Raw genomic sequence first — 18,701 nt, 5'->3', positions numbered from 1 at the left:
TCCGGGCTGGTACCCGGAAAATCAGCAGGATCCAGGTGGCGTGGTTCAGTCGCTGTGTTCGGACTTTTCCAGGTTTGCTGTGGCTTTTGCCGATCAGTCCCCTAACCGAGGGTGACCAAGCATGCAAGAAAGCGTGATGCAGCGCATGTGGGAAAGCGCCCACCTTTCAGGTGGTAACGCTGCATATGTGGAAGAGCTTTATGAGCTCTACCTGCACGACCCTAACGCTGTGCCAGAAGAGTGGCGCACCTACTTCCAGAAGTTGCCCGCCGACGGCAGCACCGCTACCGATGTATCGCACTCTACAATCCGCGACCATTTCGTACTGCTGGCAAAGAACCAGCGCCGCGCCCAACCGGTTTCCGCCGGGAGCGTGAGCAGTGAACACGAGAAGAAGCAGGTTGAAGTTCTGCGACTGATCCAGGCCTATCGTATGCGCGGCCATCAGGCTGCCAAGCTCGACCCGTTGGGGTTGTGGCAGCGCCCTGCGCCCGTAGACCTGTCGATCAATCACTACGGCTTGACCAATGCCGACCTTGATACGACCTTCCGTGCCGGCGACCTGTTCATCGGCAAAGAGGAAGCGAGCCTACGCGAAATTTTCGATGCGCTGCAGAAGACATATTGTCGCACCATCGGCGCCGAGTTCACCCACATCGTCGATTCCGAGCAGCGCAGCTGGTTCCAGCAGCGTCTGGAAAGCGTACGTGGCCGTCCTGAATTCTCCGCTGACGTGCAGACTCACCTGCTCGAGCGCGTTACCGCGGGCGAAGGCCTGGAGAAGTACCTGGGCACCAAGTACCCAGGAACCAAGCGTTTCGGCCTCGAGGGCGGCGAAAGCCTGATCCCGATGCTGGACGAAATGATCCAGCGCTCCGGCTCCTACGGCACCAAGGAGGTCGTGATCGGCATGGCCCACCGTGGCCGCCTGAACGTGCTGGTCAACACCTTCGGCAAGAACCCGCGCGAGCTGTTCGACGAGTTCGAAGGCAAGAAGATGAACGAGCTGGGCTCCGGTGACGTGAAGTATCACCAGGGCTTCTCCTCCAACGTGATGACCCCTGGTGGCGAAGTTCACTTGGCCATGGCGTTCAACCCCTCCCACCTGGAAATCGTCTCGCCGGTGGTGGAAGGTTCGGTGCGCGCCCGTCAGGACCGTCGCAACGACACCGTGGGTGACAAGGTTCTGCCGATCTCGATCCACGGCGACGCTGCGTTCGCCGGCCAGGGTGTGGTCATGGAAACCTTCCAGATGTCGCAGACTCGCGGTTTCAAGACCGGCGGGACCGTGCACATCGTGATCAACAACCAGGTTGGTTTCACCATCTCCAACCCGCTGGACTCGCGCTCCACCGAGTACGCCACCGACGTCGCCAAGATGATCCAGGCGCCGATCCTGCACGTGAACGGCGATGATCCAGAGGCGGTGCTGTTCGTCACCCAGCTGGCCATCGACTATCGCATGCAGTTCAAGCGTGACGTGGTCATCGACCTGGTCTGCTACCGTCGCCGCGGCCACAACGAGGCCGACGAGCCGAATGGTACCCAGCCGCTGATGTACCAGCAGATCAGCAAGCAGCGCACCACCCGTGAGCTGTACGCCGACGCGCTGATCCAGGCTGGTCGCATCGATGCCGAGCGCGCCCAGGCCAAGATCGACGAGTACCGCAACGCCCTGGACAACGGTCTGCACGTGGTCAAGAGCCTGGTCAAGGAGCCGAACCGTGAGCTGTTCGTCGACTGGCGCCCGTACCTGGGCCATGCCTGGACTGCACGTCACGACACCCGCTTCGACCTCAAGACCCTGCAGGACCTGTCGGCCAAGCTGCTCGAGCTGCCGGAAGGCTTCGTCGTCCAACGTCAGGTCGCGAAGATCTACGAAGACCGCCAGAAGATGCAGGCCGGTGGCTTGCCGATCAACTGGGGTTACGCAGAGACCATGGCTTACGCCACCCTGCAGTTCGAAGGTCACCCGATCCGCATGACCGGCCAGGACATCGGTCGTGGCACCTTCTCTCACCGCCACGCGGTGTTGCACAACCAGAAGGACGCCAGCACCTACGTGCCGCTGCAGAATCTGTTCCCGGGCCAGCCGAAGTTCGAGCTGTACGACTCCTTCCTGTCGGAAGAAGCAGTACTGGCCTTCGAATATGGCTACTCCACCACCACGCCGAACGCGCTGGTGATCTGGGAAGCCCAGTTCGGTGACTTCGCCAACGGTGCCCAGGTCGTGATCGACCAGTTCATCACCAGTGGCGAGCACAAGTGGGGTCGTCTGTGCGGCCTGACCATGCTGCTGCCGCACGGCTATGAAGGCCAGGGTCCCGAGCACTCCTCGGCGCGTCTGGAGCGTTACCTGCAGCTGTGCGCCGAGCACAACATCCAGGTCTGCGTACCGACCACTCCGGCCCAGATCTACCACCTGCTGCGTCGTCAGGTCATCCGTCCGCTGCGCAAGCCGCTGATCGTCCTGACGCCGAAGTCGCTGCTGCGCCACAAGCTGGCCGTCTCGACCCTGGAAGATCTGGCCGAAGGTTCGTTCCAGACCGTGATCCCGGAAATCGACACCCTCGATCCGGCCAAGGTCGAGCGCCTCGTGCTGTGCAGCGGCAAGGTCTACTACGATCTGCTGGAAAAGCGCCGTGCCGAAGGCCGTGAAGACATCGCCATCGTGCGTATCGAGCAGCTGTATCCGTTCCCTGAGGACGACCTGGTGGAAATCCTGGCGCCTTACACCAACCTCAAGCACGCGGTCTGGTGTCAGGAAGAGCCGATGAACCAGGGCGCCTGGTACAGCAGCCAGCATCACATGCGCCGAATCCTGACCCGCCACAACAAGGCGCTGGTTCTGGAATATGCCGGTCGCGACGCTTCCGCCGCGCCAGCCTGTGGCTACGCTTCGATGCACGCCGAGCAGCAGGAAAAACTGCTGCAGGATGCCTTCACTGTCTAACGCCTTCGCGCACCTGAAACCGAATTTAAGGAAACACTGATAATGGCTATCGAGATCAAAGCCCCAACCTTCCCGGAATCGGTCGCCGACGGCACCGTTGCCACCTGGCACAAGAAGCCGGGCGATGCCGTCAAACGTGACGAGCTGATCGTCGACATCGAGACCGACAAGGTCGTCCTGGAAGTTCTGGCCACCGCCGACGGTGTGCTGGGCGACATCGTCAAGGGCGAGGGCGATACCGTCCTGTCCGACGAAGTCCTGGGTTCGATCGTTGAAGGTGGCGCTGCAGCTGCCGCGCCTGCTGCCGCCCCGGCCGCTGCTGCTCCGGCCGCCGCTGCCGCCGACGCTGGCGAAGAAGACCCGATTGCCGCTCCAGCCGCTCGCAAGCTGGCTGAAGAGAACGGCATCGATCTGGCTTCGGTTGCCGGCACTGGTAAAGGTGGTCGCGTCACCAAGGAAGACGTGGTTGCCGCCATCGCCAACAAGAAGGCAGCGCCTGCCGCAGCTCCGGCTGCCAAGCCTGCCGCCGCTGCTGCGCCAGTGGTCACTGCTGCAGGCGATCGCACCGAGAAGCGTGTGCCGATGACCCGTCTGCGCGCCAAGATCGCCGAGCGTCTGGTCGAAGCCCAGTCGAGCATGGCCATGCTGACCACCTTCAACGAAGTGGACATGACCGAAGTCATGGCCCTGCGCTCGAAGTACAAGGACCTGTTCGAGAAGTCCCACAACGGCGTACGCCTGGGCTTCATGTCGTTCTTCGTCAAGGCTGCCACCGAAGCACTGAAGCGTTTCCCGGCCGTCAACGCCTCGATCGACGGCAACGACATCGTCTACCACGGTTATGCTGACGTCGGCGTCGCCGTCTCCAGCGACCGCGGCCTGGTGGTTCCTGTCCTGCGCAACGCCGAATCGATGTCGCTGGCCGAGATCGAGAACGGCATCGCCACCTTCGGCAAGAAGGCCCGCGAAGGCAAACTGGCCATCGAAGAGATGACTGGCGGTACCTTCACCATCACCAACGGTGGTACCTTCGGCTCGATGATGTCGACCCCGATCGTCAACCCGCCGCAGGCTGCCATCCTGGGCATGCACAACATCATCCAGCGTCCGATGGCGATCAACGGCCAAGTGGTCATTCGCCCGATGATGTACCTGGCGCTGTCCTACGATCACCGCCTGATCGACGGCAAGGAAGCGGTAACCTTCCTGGTGACCATCAAGAATCTGCTGGAAGATCCGGCTCGTCTGCTGCTGGACATCTAATCGCGCAACTGCAAGCGGCAAGCGGCAAGCTTCAAGTCGAAGCTTGCCAGTCTTGCGGCTTGCAACTTGCCGCTTGAAGCTAAAAAGGAATCTTTTATGACCCAGAAATTCGACGTAGTGGTGATTGGTGCAGGTCCTGGCGGCTACGTGGCCGCGATCAAGGCTGCTCAGCTCGGCCTCAAGACTGCCTGCATCGAGAAATACACCGACGCCGAGGGCAAACTGGCCCTGGGCGGTACCTGCCTGAACGTGGGTTGCATTCCTTCCAAGGCCCTGCTGGACAGCTCCTGGAAGTACAAGGAAGCCAAAGAGAGCTTCAACGTCCACGGTATCTCCACTGGTGAAGTGAAGATGGACGTTGCTGCGATGGTTGGCCGCAAGGCTGGCATCGTCAAGAACCTGACCGGTGGCGTCGCCACCCTGTTCAAGGCCAATGGCGTCACCTCGATCCAAGGTCACGGCAAACTGCTGGCTGGCAAGAAAGTCGAAGTCACCAAGGCTGACGGCACCACCGAAGTCATCGAAGCCGAGAACGTGATCCTGGCCTCGGGCTCGCGTCCGATCGACATTCCGCCGGCTCCGGTCGACCAGAAAGTCATCGTCGACTCCACCGGCGCCCTGGAATTCCAATCGGTACCGAAGCGTCTGGGCGTCATCGGCGCAGGCGTGATCGGGCTGGAGCTGGGTTCGGTATGGTCCCGCCTGGGTGCCCAGGTGACCGTCCTGGAGGCCCTGGACACCTTCCTGATGGCCGCTGACACCGCGGTTTCCAAGGAAGCTCAGAAGACCCTGACCAAGCAAGGCCTGGACATCAAGCTGGGCGCTCGCGTGACCGGCTCGAAGGTCAATGGCGAAGAAGTCGAAGTCACCTACACCGACGCCAACGGCGAGCAGAAGATCGTCTTCGACAAGCTGATCGTGGCCGTGGGCCGTCGTCCGGTGACCACCGACCTGCTGGCTGCCGACAGCGGTGTGACCATCGACGAGCGTGGCTACATCTACGTCGATGACTACTGCGCGACCAGCGTACCGGGCGTCTACGCCATCGGTGACGTGGTCCGTGGTCTGATGCTGGCTCACAAGGCGTCGGAAGAGGGCATCATGGTCGTCGAGCGCATCAAGGGCCACAAAGCCCAGATGAACTACGACCTGATCCCGTCGGTCATCTACACCCACCCGGAAATCGCGTGGGTCGGCAAGACCGAACAGGCCTTGAAGGCCGAGGGCGTTGAGGTTAACGTGGGCACCTTCCCGTTCGCGGCCAGCGGCCGTGCGATGGCAGCCAACGATACCGGCGGTTTCGTCAAGGTCATCGCCGATGCCAAGACCGACCGCGTCCTGGGTGTTCACGTGATCGGCCCATCGGCTGCCGAGCTGGTTCAGCAAGGCGCGATCGCAATGGAATTCGGCACCAGTGCCGAGGATCTGGGCATGATGGTCTTCAGCCATCCGACCCTGTCCGAAGCGCTGCACGAAGCAGCGCTGGCTGTGAATGGCGGCGCCATTCACGTCGCCAACCGTAAGAAGCGTTAATTATAAGAAACCACGGCGGGCTGCCCGTCGTGGGTCTTGCGTGCAAGACTCACCGCGGAACGTCCGCCGGACCGGATCACACGGGAAAACCCGGGGTCAACGGTCACAGGTGGTGCGGCGCCAGTGATGGCGCAGCGCCGAAGCGCAGTACCTAACGAAGACGGTAAAAAGCATGAATCTTCACGAGTATCAGGGTAAACAGCTGTTCGCTGAATACGGCCTGCCAGTTTCCAAGGGTTTCGCAGTCGATACCCCTGAGCAAGCTGCAGAAGCCTGCGACAAGATCGGCGGTTCCGAGTGGGTCGTAAAGGCCCAGGTCCACGCTGGTGGTCGCGGTAAGGCGGGCGGCGTCAAGCTGGTTCGCAGCAAGGAAGACGCCAAGGCGTTCGCTGCACAGTGGCTGGGTAAGAACCTGGTCACCTACCAGACCGATGCCAACGGTCAACCAGTTTCCAAGATCCTGGTCGAATCCTGCACTGACATCGCCAAAGAGCTGTACCTGGGCGCTGTAGTCGATCGTTCGAGCCGCCGTATCGTGTTCATGGCTTCCACCGAAGGTGGCGTGGACATCGAGAAAGTCGCTCACGAAACTCCCGAGAAGATCCTCAAGGCTACCATCGATCCGCTGGTCGGCGCTCAGCCGTTCCAAGGTCGTGAACTGGCGTTCCAGCTGGGTCTGGAAGGCAAGCAAGTTCAACAGTTCGCCAAGATCTTCGTTGGCCTGGCCAAGCTGTTCAAGGATCACGATCTGGCCCTGCTGGAAGTGAACCCGCTGGTCATCAAGGCCGACGGCGACCTGCACTGCCTCGATGCCAAGATCAACATCGACGCCAACGCCATGTACCGTCAGCCAAAGCTGAAGACCTTCCACGACCCGTCCCAGGACGACGCCCGTGAAGCCCACGCTGCCAAGTTCGAACTGAACTACGTTGCCCTGGAAGGCAACATCGGCTGCATGGTCAATGGTGCTGGCCTGGCCATGGGTACCATGGACATCGTCAACCTGCATGGCGGCAAGCCGGCCAACTTCCTCGACGTCGGCGGTGGTGCTACCAAAGAGCGCGTTACCGAAGCGTTCAAGATCATTCTGTCCGACAGCAATGTCGCGGCCGTTCTGGTCAACATCTTCGGCGGCATCGTTCGTTGCGACATGATTGCCGAAGGCATCATCGGTGCAGTGAAAGAAGTCGGCGTTAAAGTTCCGGTCGTCGTTCGCCTCGAAGGCAACAACGCCGAACTGGGCGCTAAAGTACTGGCAGAAAGCGGTTTGAACATCATTGCGGCAACCAGCCTGACCGACGCTGCTCAACAAGTTGTCAAAGCTGCGGAGGGCAAGTAATGAGCGTCCTGATCAATAAAGACACCAAAGTCATCTGCCAGGGCTTCACCGGCTCGCAGGGTACTTTCCACTCCGAACAAGCCATCGCCTACGGCACCAAGATGGTTGGCGGCGTAACCCCAGGCAAGGGTGGTACCACCCACCTGGGCCTGCCGGTGTTCAACACCGTCAAGGAAGCGGTTGAGGCCACCGGCGCCGAAGCTTCGGTCATCTACGTTCCGGCTCCGTTCTGCAAGGACTCGATCCTGGAAGCTGCCTTCGGTGGCATCAAGCTGATCGTCTGCATCACCGAGGGTATTCCTACCCTCGACATGCTGGACGCCAAGGTCAAGTGCGACGAGCTGGGTGTACGCCTGATCGGCCCTAACTGCCCAGGCGTCATCACCCCGGGCGAGTGCAAGATCGGCATCATGCCAGGTCACATCCACCTGCCAGGCAAGGTCGGTATCGTTTCCCGTTCCGGCACCCTGACCTACGAAGCGGTCAAGCAGACCACCGACGCCGGTTTCGGTCAGTCGACCTGCGTTGGTATCGGTGGTGACCCGATCCCAGGCTCCAACTTCATCGATATCCTGAAGCTGTTCCAGGAAGATCCGCAGACCGAAGCGATCGTCATGATCGGTGAGATCGGTGGTTCTGCTGAGGAAGAAGCTGCTGCCTACATCAAGGCCAACGTGACCAAGCCTGTCGTTTCCTACATCGCCGGCGTTACCGCGCCTGCGGGCAAGCGCATGGGCCACGCTGGCGCCATCATCTCCGGTGGCAAGGGTACTGCGGACGAGAAGTTCGCCGCCCTGCAGGACGCTGGTGTCAAAACCGTGCGTTCCCTGGCTGATATCGGCAAGGCCCTGGCCGAGCTGACCGGTTGGGAAATGAAGAAGTAATACGCTTTACCCCCCACGCGCACAAAGGCCACCTTCGGGTGGCCTTTGTCGTTTCAGGAGATTGTTTCCATCTTACTGACGTTGCCCGTGTCAGAGATCATCCCGCCCGAGATCAGAAGAGTGGATGAAAGAAGATTTCATGGAAGCATTGCTGAGTAGGAAACCCGAACCGGCCGTTCTGTTGGAACAGGTGAGGAATACCGACATGCGTGCGTTCGTCAACGCCGCGTGGCAGGGATTTGACCAACGCATGAAAGACCAGGCCGAGTCCGTGAGCAAGGCCATGTTGTGTGGCACGGTCGCTCATTTCAGTGAGCGTCTACGACTCAATGCCCCACACGAACCTGTTGCACTGGATGTCACGCGGGTGCGCTCGACAGCGGATCATCTGTATTCCACTGCGGGTTACAGCATCTGGTTTGCACCCCAGGGCTTCGAATACCCCCTATGGCTGTTCAACCGCGAATCCGACTGCCTGTGCAATGGTGTGAAGGTGGAGGTGACACCCCAAGCGCCCTTGCTTGTAGACGGTGCTTGTAAGGTGGTGGCGCTGTGCCCAGGTGAACGGCCAGAGCGCCTGGTCTTCAGCCTGAACCTGGCAAGCCCCGGCAGTGACATCGAGGTGTTCGACCGCACCACGCTGGCACGTATCGCCTGGTTTCCCGCCGATCCGCAGGTTTCGCGCTTTCTTGTGTGGCTCGATGCACTCCAGCGCATCGAGGATCCGTATCTGGAAGCTGTGGCAGGTGAGCTGATCTATCACCACCATTCGGCTGTCCGCTGGCGGGCTTTCGAGGTGTTGATGAGATTGGCTCCAGGCCATCTTGAGCACTATCTGAAGGTCCTTCGCTCACTATCCGACCCGGCACTCGACGACATGCTGTCGAGCTACCTTGGGCAGGGGGCGGCATGAAACTGGATACCTTCATCGAGCGACTCGAGCAGCGGGATCTTGAGCGAGAGCAGGACGCGATCAGCGCCGACCTTCTGGCGCTTGCGCAGAATCGCAGCCTGCTTGGGGAGTGCATGTATGAGCACATCCAGCAACACGCCTTCAGCCGGGGGGAGCAGGTGTACAGCCCGTACGGTTTTGCGTTGCATGCCTCGCAGTACGTCTCGCTGCGAATGACCTGCTGGTTGCCGGCCCAAGCGCAGGCTGAGCGGCAAACCTTCATCTATGGCGTGCCACACACCCATGATTTCGAACTGTATGCCGTGGGTTATCAAGGCTGCGGCTACCGAACCATGAAGTACCCGATACTCAATGCAGCGCAGCTCGACGCGTGGACCAGGCCCGTACTGGGTGAGCCTGAAGAAATTCGCTTGAGCCCAGGCAAGCTCCTACATATGCGTGCCTTTGAGGACCTGCATTATCAGATTCCTCCCGAGGAGTTTTCCCTGTCGTTGGCATTGATGGTCGCTGTTCCTGCCGCGAGCCGAAATGGGCGACAGGAGTGGTGTTTCGATGAGGACCTGCGGCCGATCTATTCGGGGCTTGGTTCGCAGGAGCAAGATATACACCAGCGCATCCAGGCGCTGTGGCAAGCACATCAATCCTGATGTAAACCGTGAAAAAAGGTAAAAAGTCATGCAGAAACCTGTTTGGGCGCAAGCCCGTCTATACAGCGCCGGTAGCGAAACCTTGCCGCAGACCGGTGTCGACTCCGAAATTTTTTGTTCCGGTGATGGTGGCTTTTACACGGGGCCACGCTACAACTTTGGCAACATTCACGAAATCAAACGCTTTTGGCAGAGCGTTGGGGTAGACGCGGCTGACAAACCGCTTTGAGGGATGACCTGCCGAGGACAAGCCGGCGTTTTCGGCAGGTTTGTGTAACTTGTAAGAAAAATCGATCGCTTTGATAGGGATTTTAAGGCAGACGGGGCTGTTCCTATCTGCCAGCATGAACCGCGTCACAGAGTCATTCAGACGACAAGAAGATACGCACATCGGACAAGCAGGCCTGTGCCAGTGCGTTTACCGGGTAAAACGGTTAACCTACGCGTTCACTCTGTGCCCGTCCCCCAAAAGGGAACGACACGCTAAACGGGTCTGGCCTATCAAGCCGGGCAGCATTTTCCCATATCCCTGGGGAAATCCCTTCTCGAATCCCGATTTCAGCAGTGTGGTACTACCCTAAATGAAAGTGTTGAAAGGCCAGGATATCCTGGCGCTTGGCTTTATGACGTTTGCGCTTTTCGTCGGCGCGGGCAACATCATCTTCCCGCCTATCGTTGGTTTGCAATCTGGCCCACACGTGTGGATGGCAGCCCTTGGCTTCCTCGTCACCGCTGTCGGCCTGCCGGTCATCACCGTGGTCGCCCTGGCCAAGGTCGGTGGCGGCATGGACGCCCTGAGCAGCCCGATCGGCAAGTTCTTCGGCGGCCTGCTGGCGGCCGTGTGCTACCTGTCGGTGGGCCCGTTGTTCGCGACCCCGCGTACGGCCACGGTCTCGTTCGAGGTCGGTGTGGCTCCGCTGACGGGTGAAAGCCCGCTGGCTCTGTTCATCTACAGCCTGGTCTACTTCATCGTGGTGCTGGCCGTGTCGATGTATCCGGGCAAGCTGCTCGATACCGTCGGTCGGTTCCTGGCCCCGTTGAAGATCATCGCCCTGGCCGTGCTGGGCATCGCTGCCTTCGCGCTGCCGGCCGGTACCATCGGTGAGGCGCAGCCGGCCTATGTGGCTGCGCCATTCTCCCAGGGCTTCATCAATGGCTACCTGACCATGGACACCCTCGGGGCGTTGGTCTTCGGTATCGTCATCGTCAATGCCATCCGCTCGCGCGGTGTGGAGTCGCCGAAGCTGATCACCCGTTACGCCATCATCGCTGGCCTCATCGCTGGCGTGGGCCTGGCGCTCGTGTACATCAGCCTGTTCCGCCTGGGCGCCGGCAGCCATGACATCGCCATGGGGGCGACCAACGGCGCCGCGGTCCTGCATGCCTACGTGCAGCACACCTTCGGCTCGCTGGGCAGTGGCTTCCTTGCGGTGCTGATCGCGCTGGCATGCCTGGTGACCGCCGTGGGCCTGACCTGCGCTTGTGCCGAGTACTTCAGCCAGATCCTGCCGCTGTCCTACCGTGCGCTGGTGGTGATCCTGGCCGGCTTCTCGCTGCTGATTTCCAACCTCGGCCTGACCAAGCTGATCCTGTTCTCGATCCCGGTGCTGACCGCCATCTACCCGCCCTGCATCGTTGTCGTGGGCCTGAGCTTCGTCAAAGAGCTGTGGAACTCGCCGGTGCGCATCCTGGCGCCGGTGATGCTGGTGTCGCTGCTGTTCGGAATGGTCGATGCCATCAAGGGCAGCAGCCTGGCGCACATGCTACCGGATGCCATGGCCCATCTGCCGCTGAGCGATCAGGGCCTGGCCTGGCTGGTCCCGTCGGTCATCACCCTGGGCCTGGCCGTGGCATGCGATCGCATGCTGGGCAAGCCCCGCGAGGCGCTGGCCTGATACGTTGAAGCCAGGGGACTGGCGCCGGCCACAAGCCAAGAGGCGCCAGTCGATGGTTGAAACGCCAACCCCGTGTCCATTCGGATACGGGGTTTTTTGTTGCTACGTTTTGTTTCCAGAGCGTGTCTTTTCTCGTCACCGTGCGTCGAAAAGCGGACTTCAACATTCTCAGAGCTTGGACGTTCAGGAGCCTGCATGAGCTTCATTCAAAGCAATCTGAGCCACTGGGTAGCGGCCTGCTGGTTCGCCCTCTGCTGGGGTGGCTACACCCGCTATGCGATTTGGAAGGGGCGCGACACAGCGTGCCTGGCCAGCGTGCTGCACTTGTACCGGGAAGACTGGATGCGCCGCATGCTGATGCGCGACAACCGCATCGCCGACGCCAGCGTGATTGGAAACCTGGAGCGCAACGCCTCGTTCTTCGCCTCCAGTACGCTGATCATCCTTGCCGGTATCCTCACCGTGCTGGGCGCATCGGATCGCGCGCTGTCGTTGCTGGCCGACCTGCCTCTGGTGCAGCAGGCGTCCCAGGGCATGTCGGAAATCAAGCTGCTGGGTCTGGCAATGGTGTTCGTCTATGCCTTTTTCACCTTCAGTTGGTGCATGCGCCAGTACAACTTCGCTGCTGTTCTGGTGGGCTCTGCGCCGATGATCGGTGAGCGGCAAGTCAGTGAGTTGGAGCGCAAGGCATTTGCCTCTAGAGCGGCACGGGTATTATCGCTGGCGGCTAACCAGTTCAACTTCGGGCTGCGTTCGTATTACTTCGGAATGGCCATGCTGACTTGGTTCATCAGCCCTTGGTTGTTCATGGTCACCAGTGTCTGCGTGGTGCTGATTCTTTATCGCCGGGAGTTTCATTCCGATGTGCTGGAGGTGATGGTATTCACACCCACCGAGCCGGTGGCCGGGGAGGGGCTCAAAGAGCCTGTCAGCCCTGCTGGCTGATCCCTCGTTGAACGACAGGCATAAAAAACCCGACAGTGTCGGGTTTTTTTTGGGGTGCTGCTTACTGCTTGGCCGGCTCTTCGCTTGGAGCGGTTTCCGGAGCAGGGGCGGCAGGAGCGGCTTCTGGAGCTGGGGTAGCAGGAGCGGCTTCTGGAGCCGGGGTAGCTGGGGCAGCTTCAGGGGCGGCTTGCTCGGTCTTGGTTTCCGGAGCCTTGTTTTCGCTCGCCTTGTCGCAAGCGGCCAGGCCCATGGCAGCGGCCAGCATCAGGGCAAAAGCAAAAGGTTTACGCATGGGGTGTCTCTCCTTGGTGGAATAACTTACTTGTTCCATTCGAGCTCAAGTAAGTGGAATAAGTTCCACGAAGATTACAGATATATATAGCGCGGATCCAGATAGACTTTTCCCCGGATTTGTGCAGAGTGAATACCCTCACAAAAACAGGTTGCCCCATGACAGATACAGACCTGCGGGCCATGGCCGAACGCTTTCTGTCCGCATTGAAACATTGTCAGTTACTGCAGATGCGAGTGCATCACGCCGATACCGAAGGCATGACACTGGTGCTGCCCTGGTCTGCGGCCATCGTCGGCAATCCGCAGACCGGTGCGGTGCACGGTGGCGCCCTGACCACGCTGATGGACACCACCTGTGGCATGGCCACCTTGTGCGCCTTGCCACGCTTCGAGGTCTGCCCGACCCTGGACCTTCGCATCGACTACATGCACCCGGCCGAGGCGGGCAAGGATATTCACGGCCATGCGCAGTGCTACCGGGTGACGCGCGATGTGATCTTCACGCGCGGCACGGCCTACCAGGACGACCCGTCCCGCCCGATTTGTCATGTGGTCGGTACCTTCATGCGTCTGGGGCAGGACGTCAAGGGCGGCATCCGCTTCGGCAACAGCCTCAAGGAGGAGCGGCCATGATTCCTGCTGACGTCCGCCGGCAGCTCAACGAAGCCCACGCCGTCGGCAATTATCAACCTTTGCTGGGGCTGATTCCCTACGCCGGACTCATCGGCATCGAGTGCGAGCGCCAGGGCGATGACTTGCTGTTTCGTCTGCCGGCGAGCCAGGACAATATTGGCAATCCCTTGCTGCCCGCGATCCATGGCGGGGTGATCGCAGGCTTCATGGAGCTCTCGGCGGCGCTTTACCTGCTGATCTACAGCGAGAGCGCCAGTATTCCCAAGATCATCGATTTCTCCATTGATTACCTGCGGGCCGGGCACTACCGCGATACGTTCGCGCGCTGTCAGCTCTGGCGCCAGGGGCGTCGGGTGACCAACGTCGCCATCACCGCCTGGCAGGCCGACCCCGACTCGCCTATCGCCACCGCACGTGCTCATTTCAAGATTGAACCGGAAAAGCCCTTGAAATAGTCAGGCTAGCCCCCATCTGCTGGACATCCGCCGCCAACGCAGCCCTTCGAGGGGCGCCAGGCGGCCACCGCCAACAGATCGGAGTTTTGAAGACCATGAGTGTGGAAACTCAAAAAGAAACCCTGGGCTTCCAGACCGAGGTAAAGCAACTGCTGCACCTCATGATCCATTCCTTGTATTCGAACAAGGAGATCTTCCTGCGTGAGCTGATTTCCAACGCCTCCGACGCCGCCGACAAGCTGCGTTTCGAGGCCCTGGCCAAGCCTGAGCTGCTCGAAGGCGACGCCGAGCTGAAGATTCGCGTGAGCTTCGACAAGGACGCCGGCACCGTGACCCTCGAGGACAACGGTATCGGCATGAGCCGTGAAGACGTCATCACGCACCTGGGCACCATCGCCAAGTCCGGCACCGCCGACTTCATGAAAAACCTGACCGGTGACCAGAAGAAGGATTCGCACCTGATCGGCCAGTTCGGCGTCGGCTTCTATTCGGCGTTCATCGTTGCCGACAAGGTCGATGTCTACAGCCGTCGCGCAGGTCTTCCTGCCGCCGAGGGTGTTCACTGGTCGTCCAAGGGCGAAGGCGAGTTCGAAGTCGCCACGCTCGACAAGCCGCAGCGTGGCACCCGTATCGTCCTGCACCTGAAGAAGGGCGAAGAAGAGTTCGCCGATGGCTGGCGCCTGCGCAACATCGTCAAGAAGTACTCCGACCACATTGCCCTGCCGATCGAGCTACCCAAGCAGCACGTCGAGACCGCCGAAGGCGAGGAAAAGCCTGCCCAGGAGTGGGAAACCGTCAACCGTGCAAGCGCCCTGTGGACCCGTCCGCGTACCGAGATCAAGGACGAGGAGTACCAGGAGTTCTACAAGCACATTGGCCATGACTTCGAGAACCCGCTGGCCTGGAGCCACAACAAGGTCGAAGGCAAGCTGGAATACAGCTCGCTGTTGTACGTGCCGGCCCGCGCGCCGTTCGACCTGTACCAGCGCGAAGCACCGCGTGGCCTGAAGCTGTACGTGCAACGCGTGTTCATCATGGACCAGGCCGAGTCGTTCCTGCCGCTGTACCTGCGCTTCATCAAGGGCGTGGTCGATTCCAATGACCTGTCGCTGAACGTCTCGCGCGAAATCCTGCAGAAGGATCCGATCATCGACTCGATGAAGTCGGCCCTGACCAAGCGCGTGCTGGACATGCTGGAGAAACTGGCGAAGAACGAGCCTGAGCAGTACAAGGGCTTCTGGAAGAACTTCGGCCAGGTGATGAAGGAAGGCCCGGCCGAGGACTTCGCCAACAAGGAGAAGATCGCCGGCCTGCTGCGCTTTGCCTCGACCGCTGACGAAAGTGGTGAGCAGAGCGTTGCGCTGGCGGATTACCTGGCCCGTGCCAAGGAAGGCCAGGACAAGATCTACTACCTGACCGGCGAATCCTACGCTCAGGTCAAGAACAGCCCGCACCTGGAAGTCTTCCGCAAGAAAGGCATCGAGGTCCTGCTGCTGACTGACCGCATCGACGAGTGGCTGATGAGCTACCTCAACGAGTTCGACGGCAAGGCCTTCGTCGATGTCGCCCGTGGCGACCTGGACCTGGGCAAGCTGGACTCCGAGGAAGACAAGAAGGCCCAGGAAGAGGTCGCCAAGGAGAAGGAAGGCCTGGTTGAGCGTCTGAAGACCGCCCTGGGTGAGAGCGTCGCTGAAGTGCGTGTCTCGCACCGTCTGACCGACTCGCCGGCGATCCTTGCCATCGGTGAACAGGACCTGGGCCTGCAGATGCGCCAGATCCTCGAGGCCAGTGGTCAGAAGGTGCCGGATTCCAAGCCGATCTTCGAGTTCAACCCGAGCCACCCGCTGATCGAGAAGCTGGATAACGAACAGAGCGAGGACCGCTTTGCGGAGCTTTCCCACATCCTGTTCGACCAGGCTGCGCTGGCAGCGGGTGACAGCTTGAAGGACCCGGCGGCCTACGTTCGTCGCCTGAACAAGCTGTTGGTCGAATTGTCTGCTTGAGTTGAAGACAAAGCCCGCTTCGGCGGGCTTTTTTCATGGTGCAAGGAGGAGTTTGATGAGCAAGGTAATCGTCGAATCGCTGGTCTATCACCATGCGGGCAAGGCCTACGAGAGCCGTCTGGTCTATGAGCCGGGCGCGCTGCCGCAGCCGGGTCTGGTGATGGCGCCGAACTGGATGGGCGTCGGCGAAGGCGCCGAACGGATTGCCAAGGAAGTGGCCAGCCAGGGGTATGTGGTGCTCGTCGCCGACCTCTACGGACAATCGGTTCGTCCGTCCAATGCCGACGAGGCGGGCGCGGCGATGATGCCGCTCAAGAATGACCGTGGCGAACTGCGCAAGCGCATGCAGGAAGCCTTGGCTCAATTGCTCGGGCAGTCCAAGGCGTTGCTGGAGCCGGGCAAGGTGGCAACCTTTGGCTTCTGCTTCGGTGGTTGCTGCGCCCTGGAGCTGGCCCGTACCGGTGCCGACCTGCGGGCGGCAGTGTCGTTCCACGGGACGCTGGATACGCCGAACCTGGCCGATGCCAAGCGCATCAAAGGCTCGGTGCTGGTGCTGCACGGTGCTTCCGACCCGTTGGTGCCGAAGGAGCAGTTGCCGGCGTTCGAGGAGGAGATGAACGCGGCCAGGGTCGACTGGCAATTGCTCAGCTATGGCGGTGCGGTGCATTCGTTCACCGACCCGTCCGCCAACGTGCCCGGCAAGATGCAGTACGACCGCCGTACCAGCGAGCGTGCGTTCCGCGCCATGCACAACCTGCTGGACGAAGTGTTCCAGCGCTGACTGGGCAAGGGCTGCGCTGCAGCCCATCGCAGGGTGCGCCAGCGTCCATGGATCTGCCGCGCTGCAACAGCGTCAAGCCCATGGGCGCTTGCGAAGCCTGAGTTGGCTGCAAGGCGGCCCTCTAACGCGGCAATTCGATCCGCGACGTTTCCCCCGGCACCGTAGGCCAATCCCCTGCGGCCCAGCGCGCCCGGGCCTGTTCGATCAGTTCCGGATCGCTGGCCACGAAGTTCCAGTTCATCCGCCGTGGCCCATCCAGTGGCGCGCCACCGATCAGCACCAACTGACACTCGCTTTGCGCATACAGCGTCACTTCTTCGCCTTCGGGCAGTACCAGCAGGTTGCATGGCTCGACTTCGTCCTCACCCAGCAGCAGCTCGCCGTCGAGCAGGTACAGGGCGCGCTCGGCATGCTCGAGGGGCACGTTCAGCGTGGTGGCCGCCTGCATTTGCACTTGGGCGTACAGGGTAGGGGAGAGTACTGGCACTGGGGATTCAAGGCAAAACCCCTGGCCTGCGATCATGCGGATGCTTACGCCCAGATTGTCGCTGACTGGCAGGCTGTCGGCCGGGTGATGGCTATAGCTGGGCGGCCCTTGCTCATCCTGGCGGGGTGAAGCCAGCCATACCTGCAGGCCATGCAGGCGTGAGCCCTGGCGCAAGGCATCGGCGGGGGTGCGCTCGACGTGAGCGACGCCGCTACCAGCGGTCATCCAGCTGACATCGCCGGGCAGGACGCGCTGTTCGGAGCCCAGGCTGTCCTTGTGCAGGATTTCGCCTTCAAACAAGTAGGTCAGGGTCGACAGGCCGATATGCGGGTGTTGGCGGATGTCCATGCCGCTGCCGGGGGCATAGCGGGTATCGAGCATGTGGTCGAAGAACACAAAGGGCCCCACGCTGCGGCACTGGGCCGATGGCAGTGGGCGCAGGATCGGTTGGCCCTCGACCGATTCGGCGCGCGGGTGAATGATCAAGGGGCGGCTCATGACAGGGCTCCAGGCGGGCAACGGATGCCTCAAGCATAGCGGTTCAGCGAAGCGGGCTGAACCGCCTCGCGCAGGTACGGGTCTACTCTTTTCATCGCCGCAGAGGAAGACCACCATGATCGCCAGAGCGCTGGCCTGCCTGCTGTTGTCCGCCGGCATGTGCCTGACGGCGCAGGCCCGGGATTACCGCTACAGTGATGCCCACCTGCACTACGTCGACTTCTTCCAAGAGAGCGAGGGCATGTCTGCGCTGTTCAAGGCCATGGACGAGGCCGGGGTCGAGCAGTCCATGATCGCGGGCATTCCCGTGGCCAAGAAGTGGCATGAAGACGAGCCCAAGCGCCCGCGTTACTACGCCGGTGATGATGCTGACGCCTATTGGTACAGCGCCACCGATGTCTACGTTGCCGCCGCGGTGCAGCAATTGCCGCCGCAGCAGCGCCGACGCCTGCATCCGTTTCTCAGCGGCTTCAATCCAGTGGACAAGAACGCTGTCAGTCACATCGAGCGCATGCTCGAGCTGTACCCGGGGCTGTGGCAGGGCATTGGCGAAGTGTTCACCCGCCATGACGATCTGACTGCGCTCACCAGTGGCGATATACCCAGAGCCAACAATGAGGCCATGACGCGGATCTATCACTTGGCGGCCGAGCGTGATCTGCCGGTGCTCATCCACTCCAACATCACCTCCAAGCGCGAGCGCAACCCGCTGTACCTGGCGGAGATCGAAGAGCCGCTGCGCAACCATCCTCACACCCGTTTCATCTGGGCCCATGCCGGCACCAGCGCGGAAATCCATCGGCACCAGACACAGATGGCCTTCCTCCTACCGGTGCTCACCCGGCTGCTCGAAGACTACCCGAACCTATATGTCGACCTGTCCTGGAGCATGCGCGAGCCCTACTTGCTGGACGAGCAGGGCAAGCCGCACGAGGCATGGGTCCAGCTGGTACAGCGATTCCCGGGGCGCTTCATGCTCGGTTCGGATGTGGTCGGGCGCTTTTCCGGGATCGGCGAGCAGATGCACGGTTTTGATGCCTTCCTCGACGCATTGCCGGCTGAAGTGGCCGCCCGTGTGGCGCGCACGAATTTTCTGTCAGTGCTACCGGGTGCACCAAAATAATGCGTACCGCTAGATTCTGGCACTTTGATATTGCCTTTTCGTCTTAAGCAAATTC

Annotated in this window: 17 protein-coding genes; 15 read left to right on the top strand and 2 right to left on the bottom strand. The window is 60.9% G+C overall.

Annotation, left to right across the window (positions count from 1 at the left end; genetic code table 11):
- Positions 1-121 precede the first annotated feature (121 nt).
- The 10 genes from ABOA88_RS08460 (at position 122) to ABOA88_RS08415 (ending at position 12,372) form a co-directional block, all read left to right on the top strand.
- Positions 122-2,953, top strand: coding sequence for a 2-oxoglutarate dehydrogenase E1 component (locus ABOA88_RS08460; protein ID WP_196169105.1), 2,832 nt, complete (start codon positions 122-124; stop codon positions 2,951-2,953).
- Between the two features lie 42 nt (positions 2,954-2,995).
- Positions 2,996-4,216 (top strand): 2-oxoglutarate dehydrogenase complex dihydrolipoyllysine-residue succinyltransferase, encoded by a 1,221-nt coding sequence (gene odhB / locus ABOA88_RS08455; RefSeq protein WP_043211419.1) that lies wholly within the window; start codon positions 2,996-2,998, stop codon positions 4,214-4,216.
- A 96-nt stretch (positions 4,217-4,312) separates the two neighbouring features.
- Positions 4,313-5,749 (top strand): dihydrolipoyl dehydrogenase, encoded by a 1,437-nt coding sequence (gene lpdA / locus ABOA88_RS08450; RefSeq protein ID WP_043211417.1) that lies wholly within the window; start codon positions 4,313-4,315, stop codon positions 5,747-5,749.
- Between the two features lie 172 nt (positions 5,750-5,921).
- Positions 5,922-7,088: an ADP-forming succinate--CoA ligase subunit beta gene (sucC, locus tag ABOA88_RS08445; protein WP_011534748.1), complete on the top strand. Its 1,167-nt coding sequence runs from the start codon at positions 5,922-5,924 to the stop codon at positions 7,086-7,088.
- Positions 7,088-7,972, top strand: coding sequence for a succinate--CoA ligase subunit alpha (gene sucD / locus ABOA88_RS08440; RefSeq protein ID WP_043211414.1), 885 nt, complete (start codon positions 7,088-7,090; stop codon positions 7,970-7,972). The genes sucC and sucD overlap by 1 nt, the downstream gene beginning before the upstream one ends.
- A gap of 124 nt (positions 7,973-8,096) precedes the next feature.
- Positions 8,097-8,885: a hypothetical protein gene (locus tag ABOA88_RS08435; RefSeq protein WP_196169106.1), complete on the top strand. Its 789-nt coding sequence runs from the start codon at positions 8,097-8,099 to the stop codon at positions 8,883-8,885.
- Complete coding sequence (locus ABOA88_RS08430) at positions 8,882-9,532, top strand: transposase (protein WP_196169107.1); 651 nt, start codon at positions 8,882-8,884, stop codon at positions 9,530-9,532. Before ABOA88_RS08435 ends, ABOA88_RS08430 begins: the two co-directional genes overlap by 4 nt.
- A gap of 28 nt (positions 9,533-9,560) precedes the next feature.
- The gene (locus ABOA88_RS08425; protein WP_196169108.1) at positions 9,561-9,761 is read left to right on the top strand and encodes a hypothetical protein; all 201 of its coding nucleotides are present in this window, start codon (positions 9,561-9,563) and stop codon (positions 9,759-9,761) included.
- A gap of 352 nt (positions 9,762-10,113) precedes the next feature.
- Complete coding sequence (gene brnQ / locus ABOA88_RS08420) at positions 10,114-11,427, top strand: branched-chain amino acid transport system II carrier protein (protein ID WP_196169109.1); 1,314 nt, start codon at positions 10,114-10,116, stop codon at positions 11,425-11,427.
- Between the two features lie 195 nt (positions 11,428-11,622).
- Entirely contained in the window at positions 11,623-12,372 is a 750-nt protein-coding gene (locus ABOA88_RS08415) for a DUF599 domain-containing protein (protein WP_196169110.1), read from the top strand.
- Between the two features lie 61 nt (positions 12,373-12,433).
- Here ABOA88_RS08415 and ABOA88_RS08410 read toward each other — a convergent pair whose 3' ends face one another.
- A complete protein-coding gene (locus tag ABOA88_RS08410) occupies positions 12,434-12,664 on the bottom strand; it encodes a hypothetical protein (RefSeq protein ID WP_196169111.1) in 231 nt (76 codons plus the stop codon).
- 158 nt (positions 12,665-12,822) lie between these two features.
- Between ABOA88_RS08410 and ABOA88_RS08405 the strand changes: the two genes are divergently transcribed.
- The 4 genes from ABOA88_RS08405 to ABOA88_RS08390 all read left to right on the top strand — a co-directional run bounded on the left by ABOA88_RS08405 (position 12,823) and on the right by ABOA88_RS08390 (position 16,538).
- A complete protein-coding gene (locus tag ABOA88_RS08405) occupies positions 12,823-13,299 on the top strand; it encodes a PaaI family thioesterase (protein ID WP_196169112.1) in 477 nt (158 codons plus the stop codon).
- Positions 13,296-13,754 (top strand): PaaI family thioesterase, encoded by a 459-nt coding sequence (locus ABOA88_RS08400; protein ID WP_196169113.1) that lies wholly within the window; start codon positions 13,296-13,298, stop codon positions 13,752-13,754. Before ABOA88_RS08405 ends, ABOA88_RS08400 begins: the two co-directional genes overlap by 4 nt.
- Before the next feature lie 95 nt (positions 13,755-13,849).
- The gene (htpG, locus tag ABOA88_RS08395) at positions 13,850-15,757 is read left to right on the top strand and encodes a molecular chaperone HtpG (RefSeq protein ID WP_367851303.1); all 1,908 of its coding nucleotides are present in this window, start codon (positions 13,850-13,852) and stop codon (positions 15,755-15,757) included.
- A gap of 55 nt (positions 15,758-15,812) precedes the next feature.
- Positions 15,813-16,538 (top strand): dienelactone hydrolase family protein, encoded by a 726-nt coding sequence (locus tag ABOA88_RS08390; RefSeq protein WP_196169115.1) that lies wholly within the window; start codon positions 15,813-15,815, stop codon positions 16,536-16,538.
- A gap of 121 nt (positions 16,539-16,659) precedes the next feature.
- Here ABOA88_RS08390 and ABOA88_RS08385 read toward each other — a convergent pair whose 3' ends face one another.
- Entirely contained in the window at positions 16,660-17,523 is an 864-nt protein-coding gene (locus ABOA88_RS08385; RefSeq protein ID WP_367851304.1) for a pirin family protein, read from the bottom strand.
- Positions 17,524-17,638: 115 nt separating this feature from the next.
- Between ABOA88_RS08385 and ABOA88_RS08380 the strand changes: the two genes are divergently transcribed.
- The gene (locus ABOA88_RS08380) at positions 17,639-18,646 is read left to right on the top strand and encodes an amidohydrolase family protein (RefSeq protein ID WP_196169116.1); all 1,008 of its coding nucleotides are present in this window, start codon (positions 17,639-17,641) and stop codon (positions 18,644-18,646) included.
- Positions 18,647-18,701 lie beyond the last annotated feature (55 nt).

It is taken from the genome of Pseudomonas sp. PKS, from assembly GCF_051913525.1.
GTDB classification, from domain to species: Bacteria; Pseudomonadota; Gammaproteobacteria; order Pseudomonadales; family Pseudomonadaceae; genus Aquipseudomonas; species Aquipseudomonas guariconensis_D.
This window is presented reverse-complemented; position numbering and strand designations above follow the sequence as displayed.